We start from the raw sequence: 18201 nt of genomic DNA, 5'->3' as shown, positions 1-18201 counted from the left end.
CCCGGCATTCCCTGAAGGTCGACCGTCCGACACCATCGACCACGCCACGGTCTATGTCAGACCTTCTGTTGCTTGTGCCTGCCTCCCCGCCGCTCCGCTCACGTCCCGTCAATCCGGCCTCGCGGCCCCACATGCCCATCGCATGCCGCGACGGTCACGCCCGGTGCCATCCGACGACTTTATTTCGCTCCCGCAAGCAAAGTTGTTACTACCGTTGTGCGGCGCAGCATTTCCGGCGGCGGCACTTTCACAAAGGCCTCCGCGCGCCACACCTCGTCAACTAAATTCGTTACCACATTGCTGCCCGGCTGCAACTAATTTTGTAACGCAATACAGTCGATGGCCGTCCCTGCTGCAGCGAAACCGGCGACGATGTGAACGTTGAGCCAGGCTCTCTGCAGCTAAGGCGCAAACCGGCCAGTTTTCGCCATTCGCGACCGTCCGCTATCGAACCGACATGGATGCGGGAAAACGATTCTGGCCAGGCTGCGCTTCGTGCACTAGTCTTTTGCCTACAGAGTACGCGCTTCACTTCCACAAGCCGCTCTTGTGCGGTGCTCATCGAGCTTATCGCCAGGCGCCGCCGGCTCCGACTAGCGGTCGTCATTCGCGACGGCGGAACAGCCATTAAAAGCGGCCCACGCCCAGGAATTGGAACTCGACACGCGGTCACGCGCAGAGGCCATAGATCCAGCATCACCATTTCGGGCTGGGAAGAGCGACCGATGGACGGAACAGCGCTGAACTCAGCGGTTGGAGATACTGGTATGAACGGTAAAGCTCTCCTTATCAGAGTATTGTTTCTGGTTGGATTATTCTGCCCCGCGTCGCCTGCATTTTCTCAGTCATCTCCCACGACCTCCGAGACAGCAAAACAAACAGAAGCGCTGGTCGACAAAGCCGCGGCGTTGATCGAAAGTAAAGGCAAGGTCGCGTTTTCCGAATTCAGAATCAAAGGCAGCGAGTGGTTCCACGGCGACACTTATCTGTTCGTTTACGATCTGAAGGAAAATGTCTTGTTGAATCCGGCCTTCCCAGCCCGTGAGGGGACCAACGTCAGCGGTCAGAAAGATACCAACGGCAAGCCGTTTCACGACGCCATGATCCAGACGGTTGAAACGAAGGGATCGGGCTGGGTTGACTACATGTTCCTGAGACCGGGGCAGAGTCAGCCATCGCATAAATGGACCTATGTGAAGGCAGTCAAGATCGACGGAGTTCCAGGCCTGGTAGGTTCGGGCTTCTATGCGGAGTAGGCTCTGGCTAGCCTCGGTTGACCGCCGCACGACCATGGCAGAACCCGTTTTGGCAACTGGTGTTGAACGACCGCTTTCGGCCTTCGAATTCCACAGCTTGTAATTCCGCTTCGGGTCGCGTGCTGCCGATCACAGACTCGCGTGGTTCAGGTTGCGTAACTGTCACGCGTTACCTTGGCGCTTGCGGTCGGGTAACATCAAGAAGTCTGCATCTGGTGCTGGCAGCTCAACTCGATGAATTCGGCCGGATGCGTGACCTCGAGGAGCGTCGTCACGCGCATGTAGCCATCGCGGAGGCGTGGCATGTCTACTGTGCTGTAGATGCGCTCAGCGAACGGTGCGTCAAGGACCGGAACGCGAATTGGGGGGAGCAGTGAAGGTTAAACGTACCGCTGCAGCGCTGTTGCTGCTCCTCGCATCGACAATTTGCGCATTTGGACAGGAGGCGGGTCTGACCGATGCACAAATCGTCGGCATCATCCTTGTCGCAAATCAGGCGGAAATCGCGGCCGGCCAAACAGTCTTGCGCAGAACGCAGTCGAGAAGCGTACGATTCTTCGCGAATCGGATGATTGGCGAGCAAGGACAGCTCAACCAGGAAACCGCTGGATTGATGCAGAGACTCGCAGCGACTCCACAACGAAGTGGGATTAGCGATGCGCTCGCGCAGCAGAGCTACGACGACCTTGTGAGGCTCAATGCAGTCGAAACTCACGAGTTCGACCAGGCGTACCTTGATCGCGAGGTGGCTTTCCTGCAGCAACTGGTCAAATTGGTAAACACCTTCATTCGGTCCACGACGAACGCGGAATTGAAGACACTGCTCGTCCAGTCGCGCCTGTCTTTTATTTTCCGTCTCGACCAAGCTCACCAATTGCAGTTGGCGCTGGAACACCCGAGGTTTGGACGATGATCTGCGCGACGGGATCAGCGTGAGGACGATCCGATCTGGAGCCGGCGTCCGACGTTCTCGCTCGCTTATTAAATTTCCACAAGGGTCGCCCGCTTCGGATACGTACGACCCGTAGCCGGCCGATAGTGTTGAAAAAGTCGCTGCATAGTTTTTGCGACCTGCTCGCAAAAAAATCGGCCTCTCAGATCGGCCTACAAACCGCTCGCGGATGCCGGTCAAGGGTAAGAATACCCCTGAAAACCTCGCTAGAAAGACGGTCAGCGACTTTTTCAACAGTATCGTGCGGATTGCGGACATAGGGTGAGCGAGTCCGAATGACCGGAGTGGTGGCTGCTGACCATCGTCAGGCAGTGATCGGCCCAAGTACTGCCACCGGCGGTTGCTCTGATTTGGACGCAGGAACGGCCTTGCATCTTTGAAACGGTCATTGGGGCACCTTTATGTAGACGACCGTCGCCGTATCTTTCGGGCCGGCGGCGGAACGCGATACACTTCGCGCAGTTTCGGCCCGCAATGGGTGCATATAGTCATCGAACCGCCACAATCGACATGATGGAGCGGATCGGGCCGCCGTCATCGTGCGCAGGCGGAATGAAACCACCCTGCGCCGAATACGAAAGCGATTCCTGGCCTAAACCTATCGCCTCTGCCGCCGTTAGATTCATTGGCCGTGGTTTTTTCTCGCTCTGCCAGACTGACGTTTTCATATGCTGACAACCGATCCCGACTACGATGACGTTGCATCCGCCGGTTTTTCCGCCGGCGATGTGCCGCCGCTGACAGCGAGCCCCGAATGTGACGCAGTGACCCGCCTGGCACGAGCGCATTTCCGTGTCGCTGCCGCGCTGGTCACATTATCCGATGCGCAGGGTCAGCGCTTGCAGGCCGCCGACGGCGTTTTGCCCGATGCGCTTCCGCCCGACCTGTTTTCTCGGAATCTGAAAGCGGGAAAGGCGCTCGACACGGTGGTCGTCATACCCGACACGCGTGACGACTCTCGGTTTTGCGTCGAGCGACAGGGAGTCGTCGTGAGATGGCCGCGCTTTTTCGCCACCTGTGCGCTGACGGACGCCGACGGACGTTATCTGGGCGCGCTGTGCTTGCTGGATGACGCGTTTCGCACGTTCGACGAAGGCCAACGCGCCTTTCTGCGCGAACTGGCGGCACTGGCCGCGCAAGCGCTTGGTCGAGCGAACAAAGAGACCTCATTGCGCGACCGCGTGGCCGCGATGGAGGCCGGCCAGGAGCTGACTATGCTGGCGCTGACCGGAAGCGGAACAGGCGTCTGGGACCGCAATGTCGTCACGGGTGAGATTCATTATTCGCCGGCGTGGAAGGCGATACTCGGCTATGAGCCGCACGAGCTCAGCAACCGGATCGAGGACGCTTACCTGCGCTTGCATCCCGACGACCTCGAGCATGTGCAGGCGACGATGCAGGCGCACTTCGAAAGCAGGACAGACAACTATGCGGTCGAGCACCGCATCCGATGCAAGGATGGCACCTACAAATGGATCTGCAGCCGCGGTAAGGTAGTCAGCCGCGACCGCCACGGCCGCGCGCGGCGCATGGTCGGCACGACCACAGACATTACCGCTTTGCGCGAGATGGCCGTGCAGTTGCAACAGACTATCGACCTGATCACGAACCTGACCGACGAGGTGCCGGGTCTCGTCTTCCAATACCGGGAATCGGTCGACGGGCGTGGCTCCTTCTCATACGCGAGCGACGGCATACGGGATATCTATGAGGTGACGCCTGAGCAGGTCGCGCAGAGCGCTGGCCCAATCGAAGCGCTGATCGACCCACGTGACCTCGCCGCATATCGGCTGTCGCTTCTTGAATCGGCAGCGAACCTGACGCCATGGCGCCTCGAATACCGCGTAAGGTTGCCGCGGCAAGGCCTGCGCTGGCGACACGGCGACGCCCGGCCGCAACGGATGCCTGACGGCAGCACGCTGTGGCACGGGTTCATTACGGACTCAACCGAGCGCAAACGCATCGAGGCGGAACTGCACGAGCTTGCAACGATCGACCACCTGACCCAGTTGCCAAACCGCCGCCACTTCATGATTCAAAGCGAAGCGGAACTTGTCGGAGTCCGGCGCGGGGACAGTCGCGGCGCTGCCGTGCTGATGCTCGACCTCGATCATTTCAAAGCGCTCAACGACCGTTGGGGGCACGCGCTGGGCGACCGCGCGCTCAGCCACTTCGCTGAGCTGCTGCGCTCGGAGGCGCGCGCAGGCGACATCGTAGGGAGGCTCGGCGGCGAAGAATTCGCCGCCGTGCTGCCCGATACGGGCACCGAGGCCGCGATCGCATTCGGGCGGCGCGTGCAGCGGCGCGCTGCTGAAACACCGTTGATTCACGGCGACAACCGCGTCGCTCTGGCAGTCAGCATCGGCATCGCCAGTATGCGGGCGACGGATGTAGGCGCCTACCAGTCTCTCGATCGCGGCGACAAAGCGCTCTATCTCGCGAAGGAACGGGGGCGCAGCAGGATCGAGATCTATCGCGAATAAATATCCCGCGGTCTCCCGCCCTCGGCTCGGCGCTGTGAGAGACCTCCCTGCAACGTTTGCAGGGCAGCAAGTTCCGACGCAGGCTGCGACTGGGAATTCATCACTATCATAGGCCCAGTGTGTAGGCCGTGAGCGCCCAATATCACGTCAATCGGGAACGCCAAAACGATCAGCAACAATCGCCGGCAATTCTGTCGAGTGGTCAGCAAGCCGGACGAATGTCTCTTGTGCTTCTTGACACGACATTGGGGGCCTCGACGGGACGATCGACCGCTAGGTCGGGTACGGCCGACCGCGTGAGGCAGCACCCGGCCCAGAGCGTGTCAAAACGCCTGGCCTCTGGGAATTGACGAAACCTATCTCGGCGCAGGTCGCGGCTGGTGAAGTGCGGGAACACAAACGTCAAATCACAACCGCACATATTGCACAGGCTCAACCACCCCATGCGGGCGTCACGCCCGCATCGCCTTCATAAGCGTTTCTGAACCGAGTAGCTTGATCACCCGCTTCATGTTGTACGCGAGCACGTGCAAGCTCATCTCCGTGCTCACCCGCTCGATGGTTCTTGTCAGGAAATGGGTTGCACCCATCCACGCCTTGATCGTGCCAAATGGATGCTCGACAGTCTGTCGCCGGATGCGCATCATCTCCGGCGCATGGTCAAGTCGCGCCTGCATCTCGTCCAGAACAGCTTCGTGTTCCCAGCGTGCCACGCGACGTTGAGGGCCCGGCGTGCAGTCCCCTTTTAGCGAACATTGCTGGCAATTCGAACTCCAATACTTACTGAGTTTCAGGCCGCGCTCAACGGTCGAGAATCGCCAGATGAGCCGCTCGCCTGCCGGGCACCGATATTCGTTCGTCTATGCGTCGTAAATGAAGTCTTCCTTACCGAAGCGGCCATGAGCCGTAGCGCTCGATGTCACCGTCTTCGGAACGAACACGGTTATTCCGGCCTCATGGCATGCGCGTATCTCTTCACTCTTGTAGTAGCCGCGATCCGCAACTGCGGTGAGCTTGTCAACATCCATCTCTGTACGGGCAAGCTTCGCCATCGACGCCAACTGATCACGATCGATGCCATCTTCGACCAGACACGAAAACCACCGCCAGAGGTCGGCGTCCTCAGCGTTCGCGGCAAGGGCGGCCCGCTCGCGCATCATTAGAAGATCTTTCCGGGGTTGAGGATCGCGCGCGGATCCAGCGCCGTCTTGATCAGTCGCATGGCCGTGATCTCCGCGTCGCTGCGCGTGTGGCCGAGGAAAGCCTTCTTCTTGACACCGATGCCGTGCTCGGCGGACACCGAGCCGTGAAATTCGCGCGTCACGTCGTAGATCACGCCGTCGATCTCGTCGTGCAGTCGCCCTTCCGAACCGGGGATATCGACAACGATATGGAGGTTACCGTCGCCCAGGTGCCCATAGAGCATGACTAGCGCATCAGGCCACCGCTCCTGCAAACGTTGCTCGCAACGCGCGGCCACCTGCCCGACGTCGCTGATCGAGAAGCTCACGTCATACGCGCTATGGTGCGGAATAAACTTCTGATACTCGCCAGGCGCATCGCGGATCGTCCAGAAAGCGAGCGCATCCGCTTCGGACTGCGCAAGCGCCGCATCGCTGACTACGCCCTCTTCGAGCATGTTGCCGAGAAATGCCTCGAATGCCTCGACATGCGGCTCGGGATCGCTGCCCACACTTTCGAGCAGCACGTAGTAAGGATGGCGTTTGTCCAGCGGTGCGCGTAACTGCCCGAGATTCGCCAGCACGGCGTCGTAATAGCCGGCCCACATCACCTCGAAAGCGGACACGCCGGCGGACAGTTGCGCCTGGGAGCAAGCCAGCAACTTCGTTACAGCGTCGTAGTCGGGCAATGCGCACCATGCGGTGGCGATGGCCGTCGGCCGTGGACGCAGGCGCAGCACTGCCCGCGTGATCACCGCAAGCGTGCCCTCGCTGCCGATCAGCAAATGCCGCAGATCGTAGCCGCTATTGTTCTTGATCATCTTATGCATGCCGCTCGTCACTTCGCCGTTCGCGAGCACCGCTTCGATACCAAGCACCTGGTCGCGCATCATGCCGTACTTGATCACACGATTGCCGCCCGCATTGGTCGCGAGATTGCCGCCGATGGTGCAACTGCCGCGCGCGCCGAGGTCGAGCGGAAAATAGAAGCCCGCGTCGAGCGCGGCCTGCTGAACGACCTGCAGGGATACGCCCGCCTCAACCGTCATCGTCGCTGAGGTGCGATCCACTTCCACAATCCGGTTCATCCGCTCGAGGCTCAGCGCCACCTCGCCGCCAAGCGCGTTCGCGCCGCCGACGAGACCCGTCAGGCCGCCCTGCGTCACGACGGGCTGAGAGAACGCGTGGCACACGCGCAACGCCCTGGCCACGTCCTCCGTACTGCGCGGCCGGATCAGGGCGGCCGGCACCGCGCCGGGCACCCCGCTCCAGTCCTGCAGCTGGCGGCTGCCGAACTCGGCCGGCAACTGCAGGAGATCCGCGCCGAGTTCGGCGAGCAGCGCATCGATTACTGTCGATTCCGACATATCAGGTTTCCGTTTCAGATGTGCGTTTCCGATAGCGTGTGAGCACGATCTACACGTAGGTCTCGTCGACGCGCCACGACCGACCGCCTGTCGTGGCCAACCGGTTCCAGCGTTTGACGAACTCCGGCGCGTAGCGCTTCACCCAACGCAGGATCGTCGTGTGGGCCAGCGACAGGCCGCGTTCGGCCATCATCTCGACAAGATCGCGCAGACTGAACTTGTAGCGCAGATACCAACGTACGCAAAGGACGATGACTTCGCGGTCGAAATGACGGCCGTTGAACAACCACTCCAGATCCTTCAGCTTGCTCATTGGCTCGTGATCGTCAAAAGCTCAAGGCTAACAGACCGACGCATCGGAATTGCACCACAACCGCTTATAGCCGCCGAGAAACGCAACGCGACCCTACGGCGCCACACGTCGTTTAACTGCGGCCAATTCCGATGGTGGCCGCTAGCACTGCGCAAACAATCGATGTGCGCTTTCGTCAGCCGGAAACAGATATCCCGTTCAAACACGCACGTTGCGCGTCGTCGACTCACCGGTCGGCGCAGCACGCCGGGTGTTCATCAGACGACCATATGCAAGCAGGGCAACGCCGCCGAGAATGACAAGTGCGCCCAACGTGACGAATCCGGGCATATACGATCCTGTGTTGCGATACAGTGCGCCAACCAGCAGTCCGGCGAGTGTGCCACCACCACCCGCACCGATGCCATTGATGATGCCGGACGCCGAACCAATCGATTCTGGCTCAATTGTCGATTGCAAGATCGACCAGATATTTGGGGAGTAGCTGCTCGCGTAATAGCCGAGCGCGAGGGTGATCAGCGCGAGCTTCGCATACCCGCTGTCCACGGTCGGCAGCAGCATCATTAGTACACCCGGGATCAGAAGGCCAAGACTCGCAATCAGCACGCGCTTACCTGTGCGATCGCTAATTCGTGATATTGGCCACGCGAGCACGACAGCCATCAGATACGGGAGCGAACTCGCTACCGCCTGAGACATGCCTGAAAAGCCGACTGACTTGACCGCGAGTGGGATCCACAATGTCACGCCCCAGAACAACATACCCTGCATCACATAGCTGAACAGCAGCAGGAGGAACGGATACCCGCCGAGTGACGCGAAAGTCAGCGGCTTTGAGTGACGCGGGCCACTGGTAGATGCGGGCGCATACGGCGCCTCGCTTTCGGGACGTAGCGCCGCGATGAACAATGGGACGATACCTACGAGGCCAATCGCACCCATCACGACGAACATGACCCGCCATCCGGCCATGTTATAGAGTGGCGTCAGCAGGATAAAGCCGAGTGCCATTGCTCCAAACTGGCCGTAGTACTGGACCACCGCGTTTGCCTTGGTACGCTCGCCGGGTGCGAACCAGGCCTTGGCGAAGCGTGATTGCTGCGGCCAGTAGACACCCTCTGCCAGTCCGAGGATCAGCCGGCAAGCGAGCAACGCCACAAGCGAATGGGTAAAGCCTACATAGACCGTTGCCGCTGACCAGATCGCGAAGGTCCAGATCACCACTTTCTTCGCGTCGATATTGCGGGTAAGCATGCCGCCGAAGAAATTCGCCACCGCATAGCCGATCAGAAAGGCCGTCAGTGCCCAACCCGCTGTCATTGAAAACCGTTCTCCCGCGAAGCCCAGATCCTCAGCGACGCCTGGCAATGCCACCGATAGCGTCGTGCGGTCGAGATACGCGACAAATAGCCCTAGCATCAGCGGTGTACCGATCCGCAGCCATTTCGATCCTGTCATCCTGCTGTCTCCCGATTTGTTCATGGATATCAGCTAACCCGCCGCACGAATCTTCAGCCCAGCGCTGGATTGAAAATATCGCAGGCTCAAGCGACCCTGCGGGCGCGGAACATTTCGAGCGCGTCGCGGTTGATTTCGATACCCAGACCCGGTCCGTCTGGAATCTTTATTACGCCGGACACATGGCTCAGAGGCGTCTTCAGGATCGCCTGCCGGATCGGGTGTTCTGTCTGATCCAGTTCGAGAATGGGTTCGAGCGGGGACAACGACGTCGGCGTGTGCGTAGGCAAGGTGGCCATCAGTTGCAATGAAGCAGCGATACCGATGCCGGTGCCCCACACATGCGGGTTATAGCGGATGCCGAATGTGGCCGCCATGTCAGCGATTTTCTTGCACTCGCTGATGCCACCTGCAGCGCAGATATCGGGCTGGACGATGTCGAGCGCACGGGTTGTGAAAACATTCCGGAAGCCCAAACGCGTAAACTCGCATTCGCCGCCTGCGATCGGGATCGATAGTGCGGCTTTGACCCTGCGGTAAGCTTCCAGGTCTTCGGGCGGCACCGGTTCTTCGAACCAGCCGATATCGAGCGTTTCCGCTTCCAGACGGCGTCCCAGTTCGATAGCGGCGATGGCGTCGTAAGCGTGATTGGCGTCGATCATCAGACCGGTTTGAGGCCCGATCGCCTCGCGGACGGCCCGAGCGGCAGCGAGATCGTCGGCGATACCGAATCCCACCTTGAGTTTGACCGCATGGAAGCCGTCTCGCACGTAGCCGACCGCTTCCTCGGCGAGATAGTCAGAAGGATTGCCACCTTCACGCCGGTAGAGCCCCGTGGCATACGCCCGCACCGAGTTGCGCAGAGGACCACCCAGCAGGTCGTGGACGGGTACACCGAAATGCTTGCCCTTGATGTCCCACAGCGCGATATCGATGCCGCTCAACGCCTCAATAGCGAGACCCTTCTGGCCATGATCGCGCAGATCGGCATAGATCTGTTGCCAGAGTTTTTCCGTATGCAGCGGGTTCTGGCCCATCAGCCAGCGAGCCATTGCGTCGACCACGGGAGCAGTCATCCGCGCAGGCCCGTAACACTCGCCCCAGCCCGTCAGACCATCGTCGGTTTCGATTTCGACCAGCATGGCCGTGCGGCTCGAGTACCACGCACGAGAATAGGCGAATGGCTGGGATAATGTCGCTTCCAGGATATGTGTGCGGACTGCGCTGATCTTCACTCGGTGTCTCCGTGCTTGGGATGGCGACCGACGCCGTTGTGATGGAAACCGGCTGCGTCGACGTATAAAATACTATTTTATACGGACAGCATTCCGCTAATAAGGTAAACCCTAAGATGTCGACGATGTTCACCAACCAGCTTCCAAAGACGCGCGCAGAGCAGATGGTCGATGCGATCGGCCGGGACATTGTGACGGGCAAGCTGGAACCCGGCGCTTCGCTGCCTTCGGAAGAAGCCTTGCTTGCGCGGTTCGGAGTGAGTCGCACGGTCTTGCGCGAAGCGCTTCAGGTTCTGGCGGCGAAGGGCATGATCGAATCACGCCAGAAGCGCGGCACGTTTGTCACCTTGCCGTCAAAATGGCATCAGCTAGACCCAGCGGTGTTGAGCTGGCATAGCCAGCTGAGCGCGAATGCACCGGTTCTGCTGGATCTGATGGAGATGCGCCGCCTGATCGAGCCGGCCGCGGCATCACTGGCGGCCATACGATTTTCGCAGGAAGACAAGTCGCGGCTCGCGACAGCTTACGAGGGCATGGCGAGCGCTGCAGATCGCGGCGACATAGAGGGCTTTATTGCAGCTGATCTGGAGTTCCACTCGGCCATCCTTCTGGCCACGCACAACCGCTTCCTGCTTCCGATCGTGCACGCCATCCGGACTACCTTGCTTGCTTCACTACATCTGACGAACTCTCGGCCTGATGAGAACAACGCCATATCACTTCCGCTTCATAAAGCAATCCTCGATGCCATCCTTGTCGGCGACGCGGCAGGCGCAAGTACTGCGATGCTGACACACCTGGTGGATACCGAGGCTCGTCGTCAGCGATCGGCCGATCAGCAGCAAGCTGACCCGCCCGATTTAACTGCGCCTGACGAGCGATGACGATGATTCTGCATGCAGTGGTGAATCTGTTATGTCGCGCCGGGTGCGCGTAGGGTGGGTTGGAGGTCCACCGGTTTTGTCGCGGTAAGGCCCGCGGAGAGAAGATGATCGATATCCGAAGTACTGCTTATGTTGCCAGTTCATAGAATTGGTCGGCGGCGGACGGATGGGTTTCGCGAGCACACGTCATCTATCCTTTGGCGATCATATGAATGACTTCGATGGCATTGTCGCGGTAACGATCGAGGGGCGAGTGAGATCGATATGGTAAGTACTACTTATATTGCGAGGTTGTAGAACTGATCAGCGGCGAGGGTGTAAAAAGTTTTGTGTAAACGGTCATTTGGCAGGAGACTGCCATCAACAGGAGCATAGATGACCGTAGCGAAACGCAATAAAAGAGAGAAGCCCGATCCTGAACTCGTCAAGCTGGCAGACAGCCTGCTGGCGAATTACCAGAAGCCGGAAGACCTGATAGGCGAGAACGGCCTGCTCAAGCAGCTGACCAAGATGCTGGTGGAGCGTGCGCTCGAGACGGAGATGTCCGAACACTTGGGCCATGGCAAGAGCGAAGCGGTGACCAATGCCACGGGCAACACCCGCAACGTGAATCTTCAGCCGCAGCGCGTCGAAATACACGATCGGATACATCGCCTCCAGCGGGCGTTGCTGCCACTGCTCGACCTCGGCCAGCACTTCGTCGGTGACGGTGGAAATCAGATCTGGGGAGACCTGCAGCCCGTACAGCTCCAGCAAATGGCCCTGGATTTCCCGCACGCTCATGCCGCGCGCGTACATGCTGATGACGTGGTCGTCGAAGCCCGGCAGCCGCCGTTGATACTTACCCACCAGTTGTGGCTCGAACGTCGCCTGCCGGTCACGTGGAATATCCAGCGCCAGCTCGCCGACCTACTGCCCGAGCATTTACGCAACCGCCCAACTTCGCTCAATCAAGTACCCGCCGAAACCGTCCGTCGACGGCCAGGCCGTCCCAAACGGAGCTCAGCTGATCACAACCCCGGCTGATCACCGATTACACAGGGTGGGGAATTTTACCTCGATACTTCTGGGGAAATTACGGTCGACATTGACACGCCCCGACTTTTCGGCCCTTTCGGGCCCTGCTGGCGGGCCATTTGCCCGCTTCTCGCCCTTTATGGGCGGACCGATGCCATCAATCGTCGGCGCGACAGGTAGACGTTAGCGAGCGCCAGCGCGGTGAACGCCCGGCAGGCGTTCTTTTCCAGGCCGCGAGCGCACCTTCGTAAAACCCCACAGTCGCTTGACCACCGCGAAGACATGCTCCACGCGCGCGCGGATCTTCGACTTGTTGCGGTTCTTGCCGCGCTGCACCTCATCGACCTCACCGCCGGCACGGCGCGTGCGCTGATTCGTGAAATCCTGAGCGTCCGGCGCCTTGCTGCGAATCAGCGCCTTCTGGCTGGCATACGCGCTGTCACCATAGACGCGCCGGTCCTGTCCATGCAGCAGTTGCGGCAACGGATGTTTGTCATGCACGTTGGCCGCCGTGAGCACCGCACTGTGCACCAGGCCGCTCTGGCTGTCCACCCCGATATGCAGCTTCGCACCGAAGTGCCATTGCTTGCCTTTGCGGGTCTGGTGCATCTCCGGGTCGCGCGCCTTCTGCTGATTCTTCGTCGAACCCGGCGCGCCGATGATCGTGGCGTCCACGATGCTGCCGCTCTTGAGTTTCATGCCGCTGGCCTGAAGCGTGCGGCCCACTTCGGCAAACAGCTTCTCGCCCAGTTTGTGCATCTCAAGCAGGCGCCGGAATTTGAGCAGCGTCGTCGCGTCGGGTACGGCTTCACAGCCCAGGTCGATCCCGGCAAAGCGACGCAGGCTGGCGCTGTCATACAGCGCCTCCTCGCAGGCAAAGTCCGCCAGATTGAACCAGTGCTGGATGAAGTGGATGCGCAGCATGCGCTCCAGACCAATCGGCGGGCGACCGTTGCCTCGCTTCGGGTAATGCGGCTCGCCCACCGCGCACAACTCAGCCCAGGGCGTAATTGCGTTCATCGTGTCGAGAAACTCGTCACGCCGCGTGCGTTTGCGGTGTGTCTCGAAACCCGCACCTTGATCGGCTGCCATCGCCAGCGTCTGCTGCTTCATCCCTTTTCGCCTTCTTCATCAACTCCAACCTATAACGCGCGAAGTAGCTTAGCGGTGGACCTTAATCAGCGTTGCCTTAGGTCGACGCCGGCCTGAAGCAGATGCATAGCAGTCGCGTGACGCTTATCTACCCAGCGATATAAGCGTCACGCCTTCGCCACTCATCTGCTTGAAACGGGTGCCGACGTGCGGAGGATCCAGCTTCTGATGGGGCATCGCAGCCTGGCTAGGACGGCCCGCTATTACCGACAGAAAGTTGTTATGTGCAGTCTCGAATCCCGCTCGTTGATAGCAAAGGATTCCGGTCGTTGGAACTCGACATAAATGTTTGAGCAGGATGTGGAGGCCCGCAGCTATCAAACGGCGTGCGTGACCTCCGTGGCCCTACAGCGAATGTAGCCAATCGAGCAGGGACTTGTTTTGCTGCCAGGACGGGATCTTCGGAAGCGGCGTACCATCAGCCACTTTCTCGAGTGCCTTCCGCTTCATCGCAAGATTTGCGCGAGCATAGATCTCAGTTGTCTTCACGTCCACGTGACCCAGGAAGGCGCGGATGATCTGGAGCGGGACACCGCTCTGCAGCAGGTGCATTCCCTTCGTGTGCCGCAGGCTGTGAGGACTTACCGGCTGCGTGAATTCCGGATGATCGCGCCGTACAGGTTGCACATACTTGTGCAGGAGATAGCGCACGCCTGAGCTCGTTAACCGTGTACCGTGTCGGTTCTGGAAGAGCGGCTTGTCCACATGTTCAGGGCGATCGAGGTTATTATCGCGCCGATACTGGCGCATCAGTTCGACCGTCGCGTCCATCAGCGGCACAGCACGCATCTTTCTGTCATGCAAATATTTCCATGCTCTATGGAAATATTTCCATAGAACGTACAACTGGTACTGGCTGGTGGATGGACTGATGGATTCAGGTTACCGGAGTTCATGTCGGTCTCCGCAGGGTCAAAGTGCGTTTCGCAAACTGACTTTAAACCCTCGTCGCATAACCGCGGCGAGGAGGCCGGCTACATGATCATCATTCGCCGGTGTACTCGCGGCCCTCCGCCAGCCTCCAGCTGACGTTCGGGCGGTTACACTAGACGGAATAGGCCTGCCGAAGTCACGATCAGAACCGTTTGCGCAGCGAACACGGTAGCAGCGTGTCCGGGTTCATTCGGTAGCAGCACGCATTACAGCGGCGCGGCTTCAGCCGCCAGCAGTCGAAACGGTTCGGACTGTTTGCCTTTTACGAAGCCAGCTTCGCCCGTCGGCCATCCGGCTCAGCCGCGCTTTCGTCAAGCGCAAGCGCGATGAACGCCCGCGCTGCCGCGCTTCGATATGCGTCTTTGCGCAGAAGCAACGCAGCAGTTCGCTGCGGCAGCGCGGGCTCCACGTCCACGAGGCGCAGTTCGCCATGCTCGCGCGCGATCGCGGCCGGCAGCAGCGTAGCAAGCGTGCTGCGCCGCACGATCTCGATGACCGCACTGATCGAATTGACCTCCATCGCAATGCGCGGAGCGACGCCATGCTGTCTGCAATATCGATCGATGTAGTGGCGCGTAGCAAACTCTTCGTTGAGCAGCACGAGCGCTTCGCTCTCGAATTCACGAAGCGTCAACGGCGCGCGCTTCTTCGCATACGGATGCGACTTACCGACCACCACCGCCAGCACTTCGACGAACAGCACCTGAGTCTCTATGTCGGGTGACTGCGTGTCGCTGAAGGCGATGCCGATATCGAGCGCATCTTCATTCAGCAATGCCTCCATCCGGTCCTGCGGCATTTCGAGAATATTCAGCGTGATGTTCGGATGGCGGCGGTTGTACTTCTCCAGTAACGGACCGATCAGGTAGGCGGTGAACGTCGGGGTCATCGCGAGGCGCAGTGACCCGCGGCTCAATTCCTGCACGTCGTGGATCGCCCGCCTGCCTGCCTCGAGGTCTTGCAGCGCGCGCTGCGCATAGCGCACGTAGGCCGCGCCGGCGTCGGTCAGCTGGATCGCCCGGCCGGACCGGTCGAGCAGTTGCACGCGCAGCGTGTCCTCGAGCTGCCTGATCTGTTGCGACAGCGTCGGCTGCGACACGTGCAGCGCCTCGGCTGCGCGCGTGAAATTGCGGTGTTCCGCGACTGCCAGAAAGTACCGGATGTGCCGGAGCAGCATGAATCCTCCAAACTATTGGCACGGCCTATAGACACAATCATAAACCGGTCTTGGACACTATGGTTCGGCCGGCGCATTCTTCGTCCATCGGTTCTCAACCAGCACCCGGATGGAGCGAAACATGCAAGAAATCATCGACGGCTTCCTGAAGTTCCAGCGCGACGCATTCCCGCAGCGCTCCGAGCTTTTCAGGAAGCTGGCCACGAGCCAGCACCCGCGTACCTTGTTCATCTCGTGCTCGGACAGCCGGCTCGTACCGGAACTCGTCACGCAGCGCGAGCCGGGCGACCTGTTCGTGATCCGCAACGCCGGCAACATCGTGCCGTCGTACGGCCCGGAACCGGGTGGCGTGAGCGCCACGGTCGAATATGCCGTCGCCGCGCTCGGCGTGACCGACGTGGTGATCTGCGGCCACTCCGATTGCGGTGCGATGACGGCTATCGCCACCTGCAAGTGCATGGACCATCTGCCGGCCGTGCGCAACTGGCTGCATTACGCGGATTCCGCGAAAGTCGTGAACGAGGCGCGTGAGCACAAGAGCGAACGCGACCGCGTCGACTCGATGGTCCGCGAAAACGTGATCGCCCAGATCGCAAACATCAAGACTCATCCTTCCGTGCGGCTCGCGCTCGAACAGGGACATCTGGCTCTGCACGGCTGGGTGTACGACATTGAAACCGGCTCGATCGATACGCTTGACGGCACGACGAACCGCTTCGTTTCTCTCGCGGAACATCCGCATGCCTGTGCAACCCCGGCTCGACTCAACGTCGCTGCCTGAACCACTGCTTTCCAACTTCGTTCATCTCAAGGAGCATTACCATGACGCAATCCCAGTATAGCCAAGCCCCCCGTGAAGCCCTGACTGACGCCATCATCGATGCGAAGGTTCGCAAGAACCTCACGTTCGAGCAGATCAACGAGGGGACTGGCTTGAGCCTCGCTTTCGTCACCGCCGCCCTGCTCGGCCAGCACCCGCTACCGGGCGGCGCCGCGAAGGTCGTAGCCGACAAACTCGAACTCGGCGAAGACGCCGTTCGCCTGCTGCAAACCGTCCCCGTGCGCGGCAGCATCCCGGGCGGCGTGCCGACCGATCCGACGATCTACCGGTTCTACGAAATGGTGCAGATCTACGGCTCCACGCTGAAGGCGCTGGTTCATGAGAAATTCGGCGACGGCATCATCAGCGCAATCAATTTCAAACTCGACATCAAGAAGGTCGACGATCCCGAAGGCGGCTCGCGTGCCGTGATCACGCTTGACGGAAAGTATCTGCCGACCAAGCCTTTCTAAGGCGACGGGGAGTCGTTCTTACGGGAAGGACTCCCCATATTGATTCGGAATACATATTAATAGTTGAAGCTATGAAGGCTTCAGACGCACTCATCTAACTCTCTTTCTCAATGGAGAAAATCTTGAAGATCCGCATTCTTGCCGCCCTTATCGTTGCAAGCGCTATCGCCGCTCCCGCTTTAGCAGGCGCTGACGCTCCCGCGCTGACCCGCGCACAAGTGCGTGCAGAACTCGTCCAGCTGCAAGCGGCCGGCTACGACCAGTCCCGCAGCGAAGACGCGAACTACCCGGTCGAAATTCAGGCGGCCGAAGCGCGCGTCGCAGCGCAAAACGGTGGCTCAAGCGCCTATGGCGGTGTGGCCGCCACTGGTTCGTCGGCAGCCGGCGTCCGCACGAGCGCCCATCATCTGGAAAATGACGGCATGCAGCCGGTTTATTTCGGTCAATGACCGTAAGACTGGATCCCAGGTGGATGCCCACGCCGCCACAGGCAGTACGGCAGATTCCATTGCCACGTTGGCAGGATTGAGCGCTTTTTAGCGGTTGTTCAACGCCGGGCGCCAATCAATACTGACTTCCATCAACGCCCCGCTGGATACGCGGCCAGGCAGCAAATCAGATGCTGCTTGCGCGGTGTCCAAACAATCGACGTGACAGGCCTCTTCAATTTCGCAACGGCTGATCAGACAGGGTGTCGACGGAGGTTTCGATTTGCGCGGCTCGGCCAGCAGGGTCACTTCAATGCCCCCGCGCCCGCTCTTAAGGAGCCTCAAATGAAACGCGTCGTATTTCGGTCGCACCAGGAAATCTTCGAGTTCGCGGTCGCTCACCTGAGTTCGCAACGCCGCTCGGCGTTACTCCCCCGCGGAGGAGGGGCATATCGCGGTCCATGCGGCGGGTGCCCGATTGGCGGCCTCATTGCGCCACGTGACTACACCACCGCAATGGAAGGCGTGCCGGTGCGCTATATTGGCAAGTTGGCCCATGAGATTCCCGCGTGGATGGACCCTGGCGTTTTGGCGCTCAGAAAAGCGCTTCGCCGGGCGCGCATCGACATTGACGACTCCCGCACGGTGCGACTGCTGAGTTGCCTGCAGAACGTGCATGACGCGTTCGGTGTCTGGGAATGGAACGATCGACTACGCTCGATTGCGCGCGAGTTCGGTATTGCAACGCAGAATGCCTTGACTCAAGGATGAGTGCCATGTTGGACGACCATGCGGATACGAACGCGTGCGGCGCCACATGCTCGGGCAGCAGTCGGTGTCCGAGGACGAAACCGGATCGTGCCGTTTGCGCGGCTACCAGGGACGCAAGTGTGCGATTGGCTGCCTGATCCGGGAAGAGTACTACTATCCTGCCCTAGAACAGCTAGGCATCTCGTACTCCCGAAACGATCCCGACAGCCCTCTGCTTCTGGCGCTCGCGGCGTCTGGGGTCGACGTGCGGTCGAAGGCATTGATCGACTTGTTGATGGAACTCGAGGACATTCACGACGGT

The 18201-nt window shown here is 59.9% G+C and carries 14 protein-coding genes and 8 pseudogenes; 12 read left to right on the top strand and 10 right to left on the bottom strand.

The genetic code is table 11. From position 1 onward, the window contains the following. Positions 1 to 767: 767 nt before the first annotated feature. The 4 genes and pseudogenes from PQR02_RS36830 (at position 768) to PQR02_RS36815 (ending at position 4691) form a co-directional block, all read left to right on the top strand. Positions 768 to 1256 carry a cache domain-containing protein gene (locus PQR02_RS36830; protein WP_408242787.1) on the top strand — a complete coding sequence of 163 codons (489 nt, stop codon included), beginning with the start codon at positions 768 to 770 and terminating at the stop codon, positions 1254 to 1256. Between the two features lie 373 nt (positions 1257 to 1629). After that, positions 1630 to 2169 carry a DUF4142 domain-containing protein gene (locus PQR02_RS36825; protein WP_408242786.1) on the top strand — a complete coding sequence of 180 codons (540 nt, stop codon included), beginning with the start codon at positions 1630 to 1632 and terminating at the stop codon, positions 2167 to 2169. Between the two features lie 707 nt (positions 2170 to 2876). Beyond that, positions 2877 to 3293 (top strand): annotated as a pseudogene (locus PQR02_RS36820) (GAF domain-containing protein); the annotation flags it as partial. A 129-nt stretch (positions 3294 to 3422) separates the two neighbouring features. Further along, on the top strand, positions 3423 to 4691 hold the full coding sequence (locus PQR02_RS36815; RefSeq protein WP_408242788.1) for a sensor domain-containing diguanylate cyclase: 1269 nt from the start codon (positions 3423 to 3425) through the stop codon (positions 4689 to 4691). Between the two features lie 452 nt (positions 4692 to 5143). On the opposite strand, the pseudogene PQR02_RS36810 reads toward PQR02_RS36815, so the two are convergent. From PQR02_RS36810 to PQR02_RS36790, 5 genes and pseudogenes are all read right to left on the bottom strand, one after another. Next, positions 5144 to 5782: pseudogene (locus PQR02_RS36810) on the bottom strand (transposase); the annotation flags it as partial. Positions 5783 to 5850: 68 nt separating this feature from the next. Next, the gene (locus tag PQR02_RS36805) at positions 5851 to 7239 is read right to left on the bottom strand and encodes an FAD-binding oxidoreductase (protein WP_408242785.1); all 1389 of its coding nucleotides are present in this window, start codon (positions 7237 to 7239) and stop codon (positions 5851 to 5853) included. Positions 7240 to 7291: 52 nt separating this feature from the next. Next, positions 7292 to 7552, bottom strand: a pseudogene (locus tag PQR02_RS36800) (IS6 family transposase); the annotation flags it as partial. 198 nt (positions 7553 to 7750) lie between these two features. Beyond that, entirely contained in the window at positions 7751 to 9034 is a 1284-nt protein-coding gene (locus tag PQR02_RS36795; protein ID WP_408242784.1) for an MFS transporter, read from the bottom strand. Between the two features lie 62 nt (positions 9035 to 9096). Continuing rightward, positions 9097 to 10245 (bottom strand): mandelate racemase/muconate lactonizing enzyme family protein, encoded by a 1149-nt coding sequence (locus tag PQR02_RS36790; RefSeq protein ID WP_408242783.1) that lies wholly within the window; start codon positions 10243 to 10245, stop codon positions 9097 to 9099. A 116-nt stretch (positions 10246 to 10361) separates the two neighbouring features. Between PQR02_RS36790 and PQR02_RS36785 the strand changes: the two genes are divergently transcribed. Next, positions 10362 to 11129, top strand: a complete 768-nt coding sequence (locus tag PQR02_RS36785) for a FadR/GntR family transcriptional regulator (protein WP_408242782.1) — start codon at positions 10362 to 10364, stop codon at positions 11127 to 11129. A gap of 127 nt (positions 11130 to 11256) precedes the next feature. Here PQR02_RS36785 and PQR02_RS36780 read toward each other — a convergent pair. Next, positions 11257 to 11358 (bottom strand): annotated as a pseudogene (locus tag PQR02_RS36780) (IS6 family transposase); the annotation flags it as partial. A gap of 146 nt (positions 11359 to 11504) precedes the next feature. Here PQR02_RS36780 and PQR02_RS36775 point away from each other — a divergent pair. Continuing rightward, positions 11505 to 11735, top strand: a pseudogene (locus PQR02_RS36775) (transposase); the annotation flags it as partial. Here PQR02_RS36775 and PQR02_RS36770 read toward each other — a convergent pair. Then, positions 11688 to 12035: pseudogene (locus PQR02_RS36770) on the bottom strand (transposase); the annotation flags it as partial. The pseudogenes PQR02_RS36775 and PQR02_RS36770 sit on opposite strands and share 48 nt — an antisense overlap. Before the next feature lie 248 nt (positions 12036 to 12283). Further along, a protein-coding gene (locus PQR02_RS36765) for an IS5 family transposase (protein WP_408242781.1) occupies positions 12284 to 13259 on the bottom strand; the annotation gives its coding sequence in 2 pieces (ribosomal slippage) (positions 12284 to 12383 and positions 12382 to 13259; 978 coding nt in all). A 144-nt stretch (positions 13260 to 13403) separates the two neighbouring features. On the opposite strand from PQR02_RS36765, the pseudogene PQR02_RS36760 reads away from it, so the two are divergent. Further along, positions 13404 to 13583 (top strand): annotated as a pseudogene (locus PQR02_RS36760) (tyrosine-type recombinase/integrase); the annotation flags it as partial. A gap of 60 nt (positions 13584 to 13643) precedes the next feature. Here the strand turns inward: PQR02_RS36760 and PQR02_RS36755 are convergent. Continuing rightward, a complete protein-coding gene (locus PQR02_RS36755; RefSeq protein WP_408242780.1) occupies positions 13644 to 14087 on the bottom strand; it encodes a tyrosine-type recombinase/integrase in 444 nt (147 codons plus the stop codon). Between the two features lie 406 nt (positions 14088 to 14493). Further along, positions 14494 to 15408 (bottom strand): transcriptional regulator CynR, encoded by a 915-nt coding sequence (gene cynR, locus PQR02_RS36750; protein ID WP_408242779.1) that lies wholly within the window; start codon positions 15406 to 15408, stop codon positions 14494 to 14496. A 121-nt stretch (positions 15409 to 15529) separates the two neighbouring features. Between cynR and PQR02_RS36745 the strand changes: the two genes are divergently transcribed. The 5 genes and pseudogenes from PQR02_RS36745 to PQR02_RS36725 form a co-directional block, all read left to right on the top strand. Then, positions 15530 to 16189 carry a carbonic anhydrase gene (locus PQR02_RS36745; RefSeq protein WP_408242778.1) on the top strand — a complete coding sequence of 220 codons (660 nt, stop codon included), beginning with the start codon at positions 15530 to 15532 and terminating at the stop codon, positions 16187 to 16189. Between the two features lie 41 nt (positions 16190 to 16230). After that, positions 16231 to 16701: a cyanase gene (gene cynS, locus PQR02_RS36740; protein WP_408242777.1), complete on the top strand. Its 471-nt coding sequence runs from the start codon at positions 16231 to 16233 to the stop codon at positions 16699 to 16701. A gap of 122 nt (positions 16702 to 16823) precedes the next feature. Then, positions 16824 to 17150 (top strand): DUF4148 domain-containing protein, encoded by a 327-nt coding sequence (locus tag PQR02_RS36735; RefSeq protein WP_408242776.1) that lies wholly within the window; start codon positions 16824 to 16826, stop codon positions 17148 to 17150. Between the two features lie 324 nt (positions 17151 to 17474). Beyond that, positions 17475 to 17900, top strand: a complete 426-nt coding sequence (locus PQR02_RS36730) for a hypothetical protein (RefSeq protein ID WP_408242775.1) — start codon at positions 17475 to 17477, stop codon at positions 17898 to 17900. Between the two features lie 46 nt (positions 17901 to 17946). Beyond that, positions 17947 to 18201 (top strand): annotated as a pseudogene (locus PQR02_RS36725) (hypothetical protein); the annotation flags it as partial.

The organism is Paraburkholderia sediminicola (assembly GCF_046026895.1).
Lineage (GTDB): Bacteria > Pseudomonadota > Gammaproteobacteria > Burkholderiales > Burkholderiaceae > Paraburkholderia > Paraburkholderia sediminicola_C.
This window is presented reverse-complemented; position numbering and strand designations above follow the sequence as displayed.